At 30.3% G+C, this 3,566-nt stretch carries 6 protein-coding genes; 3 read left to right on the top strand and 3 right to left on the bottom strand.

Annotation, left to right across the window (positions count from 1 at the left end; genetic code table 11):
- A partial coding sequence (locus tag ABZA26_RS10445) for an HD-GYP domain-containing protein (RefSeq protein WP_372714468.1) occupies positions 1-566 on the top strand: 566 nt, incomplete at its 5' end.
- A 67-nt stretch (positions 567-633) separates the two neighbouring features.
- Here ABZA26_RS10445 and ABZA26_RS10440 read toward each other — a convergent pair.
- From ABZA26_RS10440 to ABZA26_RS10430, 3 genes are all read right to left on the bottom strand, one after another.
- Positions 634-1,008, bottom strand: coding sequence for a hypothetical protein (locus ABZA26_RS10440; protein WP_372714467.1), 375 nt, complete (start codon positions 1,006-1,008; stop codon positions 634-636).
- Positions 1,009-1,535: 527 nt separating this feature from the next.
- Positions 1,536-2,024: a hypothetical protein gene (locus tag ABZA26_RS10435; protein ID WP_372714466.1), complete on the bottom strand. Its 489-nt coding sequence runs from the start codon at positions 2,022-2,024 to the stop codon at positions 1,536-1,538.
- A gap of 475 nt (positions 2,025-2,499) precedes the next feature.
- Positions 2,500-2,709: a hypothetical protein gene (locus ABZA26_RS10430; protein WP_372714465.1), complete on the bottom strand. Its 210-nt coding sequence runs from the start codon at positions 2,707-2,709 to the stop codon at positions 2,500-2,502.
- Positions 2,710-2,813: 104 nt separating this feature from the next.
- On the opposite strand from ABZA26_RS10430, the gene ABZA26_RS10425 reads away from it, so the two are divergent.
- Positions 2,814-3,203 carry a rubredoxin gene (locus tag ABZA26_RS10425; protein WP_372714464.1) on the top strand — a complete coding sequence of 130 codons (390 nt, stop codon included), beginning with the start codon at positions 2,814-2,816 and terminating at the stop codon, positions 3,201-3,203.
- A 99-nt stretch (positions 3,204-3,302) separates the two neighbouring features.
- Positions 3,303-3,482 (top strand): indolepyruvate ferredoxin oxidoreductase subunit alpha, encoded by a 180-nt coding sequence (locus ABZA26_RS10420; RefSeq protein ID WP_372714463.1) that lies wholly within the window; start codon positions 3,303-3,305, stop codon positions 3,480-3,482.
- Positions 3,483-3,566 lie beyond the last annotated feature (84 nt).

Raw genomic sequence — 3,566 nt, 5'->3', positions numbered from 1 at the left:
TAGAAAATCTTCTTATAAAACTTCATGCTTTAGATGCAAGCGAAGCTTTATTCCATTTAAAAATGGTAGGAGATATCTCAGCTCTACTTTCGAAAAAGTCAGGTTTTTCTGAATCTAAAGTAAATCAAATAGAATTTTTTGCTAAGATACATGATCTGGGAAAAGTAGGGATTCCAGGAGATATCTTGAATAAACCAGGAAAACTTACACCAGATGAATTTGAGGTAGTAAAAGAGCATACTGAAATAGGTTACCACCTTATAAATAAATTTGGATTTTCAAAAATGGGGGAAAATATCATAAGATATCACCATGAGAAATGGAACGGTAAGGGGTATAGAGGGCTTTCTGAAAAGGAAATACCTATAGAGGCTAGAATTGTCGCTATTGCAGATGTTTATGATGCTCTCAGAAAAAAGAGAACATATAAAGAGCCATTTACTCATGAGAAGACTGTTGAGATTATAAAAGATGGAAAAGGAAAGGATTTTGATCCTGAACTTGTAGATATATTTTTAAAATGTCACGAAGAAATAAAAGCTATCTATAATACAGTCCTAAATTAAGATAAAAAACGAGCCAACTTAAGTTCACTACATTTTCTTATAGATTCAGAAGAGAAGGGGTTTACTATTAAAATTCATCTATTTCTTCTTCTGTTAAGGTTTTATATTCTGGATTTCCAAGTACTTCTCTGACTACAATGTTTTGAATTGTTTTATCTTTTACATAAAAATTTTCAAAGGCATCATGTGGGCATAAACCAAACGCTATTCCAAGTATCTTGGCTTCTTTTTTAATTTTTCCGTTTGAATCAATCATTTCTTTATTTGAATAAACTAAGAATTTTCTATAATAAGTCTCTTCTTCCATAAGGTAATCATAACAATAATCATCTTCCAGACAATTTGATCCTGCTTCTCCTCTTTCTATTTCATCAGCTATTTTTCTGAGTAAATCCGGAACCTTCTTTGAGTCTTTTCCAAATATCTGAACTACTGTCTTCATGAGAAACTCTCCCTGTGTTAATGTCTAATTAATCTATAATTAATTGTCCAGACCTATAGAATAATAATAAGTCAGTTATTTTATCTTAATATTTTTTTCAAAAAATTGCAATACGAAAAAAAATATAAGATTAATATTTTTTAATGAATCATCTTTTAAATACTATGTTTGATTGTCATTCTGCTGGTTTCTGATACTCTGAGATTTTGCTTCTGGAGTTGTTTTAGGAGTTAGTGGATTCTCTTCTTAAAGTATTTTTAAAATTATTTATTCCTTTTTATCTTAAGGTTTTATTCTAAACTCGTTGCTAAAATTTTTAATTTTTTCTAATAATATTATATTCTTTTTAGCAGATCCTGTTGAATCTATATTATTTTCAATAGTAAGAGTTCCTTGGAATTCTGCTAAGTTTTTTATATACCGAATATTACATACTAATAAATATCTTCCAATTTTTAAAGTTTCTATATAAAAAAAGAATAAGGATCTGAGATCCTTATTCTTTGAGCTTAAACTTAAATAATAATTTATAATCTCTGCCAGGTATTTTCATGGAAGAGATCTCTTATTTTTAATTGTAAAAGGTTAGCGTTGATTCGATTGAAATTAACGTAATTATAGATTTGACTTGAGGAAAAAGTTTTATATTCTTTAAAAGAAAAGTTCTTTTCATTTAGTTCTTTTGATACGATTTTTTCCAAAACTTCCACTGCACACGGTAGTTTATTTTCGATCAAATCATGTATAACAGTCCTATTTAATAATTCACAATCTGAATCATAAATATTTATAAAATCCTTCATTGTCTTCCATGGAACTTTGGTATATCTTTCTATTATCCTATTACTAACTTTTCTTGATGCTGTTCCTATTTTAATAAAGATAGGAAGTGAATTGTTAAATGTCGTATGGTCTGAATTGTAAAGAAACTCAGAAGTGTTTTTATATTCCGAAAGTTCCCCCATGTAGTTTAAAATGTTAATAATGGCCATTAAATCATTAGTAATTTTTGCCATAAATAACCGCCTCCTTATGTGCCATGAAAAAGAAATTTATATTTCATTTTTTATGGTCGTCCAATTTTCTGAGGGAGGACTTTATGATGGTATTTCTGTCATTTGCTTTTTATAAAGTTATGTTTTTAACTGGTTTTAATTTTAGATTCCTCCCTAGTTATATTTGCTATACATTGGAGAATTTAATTTTTATAAAATGATGATTTGTCTATTTTACTATGTATTTTTCATTGTAGATTTTTCAACGTTTAAACTTCCTTTAATATTTATTACAGTATAATTTTTCATATCCTTTAGAGTTTATTAAAAATATAAGAAATTATTTTCTAACGCCATATGTCTAAAGTTATTTTTGAATAAACAGAAGAATCCTATTTATTCTGGTCCTCAAACATATTGGATATTATATTTTGAAGTCCTAGACTTTAATTTACATTTAATTAGAGAAAATACTATTTTGTAATTCGGTCACTACTTACTTCTTGTAGCCAGCAAAGAAATGAGGAACAAGTGGTTCTTGGGTATCATCATAGGCTTCAAAGCTCTCTTCACTTAGACCACCTCGTACAAAGCCATCTATTTCCTCTTTATCTAGAGGTAGTGGAATGTCATCTTCCTGTTCTCCCTTTATACGACTTATACACGAGACAAGAATATATCCTTGTGGTGCCAGTAGAAATATCATCGCATATCTTGTTTGGGCTCCGTACTTATTAGAGGATTTAAAGTTAAATTCAGTATAATCTTACGGGTAGATTAATTTAAAAAATAAAAGTCAGGAGGTTAAAAATGAAAGGTTGGAAATGTAAAAAGTGTGGACATATCTACGAAAATATGGATGCTAAAATCAGAGACGGCCTACCAAATGGAAGTATGCTTGCCTTCATAGATATGTTAGAAGTTGAGGAAAGTCTTGATGATATTCCTTTTGAAGATCTGCCAACAGATTGGGTATGTCCCTTCTGTCAAGCCTCTAAAGAAGAATTTGAGGCAATTGAGGATGAAAAAAAAGCTCCACCATCTGAAAAATGGCTTTGTAATCCATGCGGATATATTTACGATCCTAATGTAGGAGACCCTGACAGCGATATCCCTGTTGGAACTGAGTTTAAAGACCTTCCTGATAATTGGGTATGTCCTCTCTGTGGGGCATCTAAAGATGATTTCAGTGTAATTTAATCATTTGTTTCAGTTCACTTATAGCATTTTAATTTTGATAAAATAGATTGTTAGAGTAATATTATTGGTAGTTTTAGACAAAAATAGGGAGGTGAAAACATGGCTTATAGAATAAATGAAGTTGACTGTATCGCTTGTGGTGCATGTCAACCAGTATGTCCGGTAGAATGTATTTCTGAGGTCGCAGATGGAAAAAGAAAGATCGATGAGGCCACATGTATTGATTGTGGTGCTTGTGCAGGGGTATGCCCAGTAGAATGTATCGCTCCAGTTGAATAATTCTTATTGCTATTTTAAATATATAGGAGGAAAATAAATGTCAATGTTTTGTTATCAGTGCCAGGAAACAGCTATGAACAAAGG

Source organism: Ilyobacter sp. (assembly GCF_041583315.1).
GTDB lineage: Bacteria > Fusobacteriota > Fusobacteriia > Fusobacteriales > Fusobacteriaceae > Ilyobacter.
Note: the sequence above shows the minus strand (reverse complement) of the source record. Positions and strands in the feature narration are given on the sequence as shown.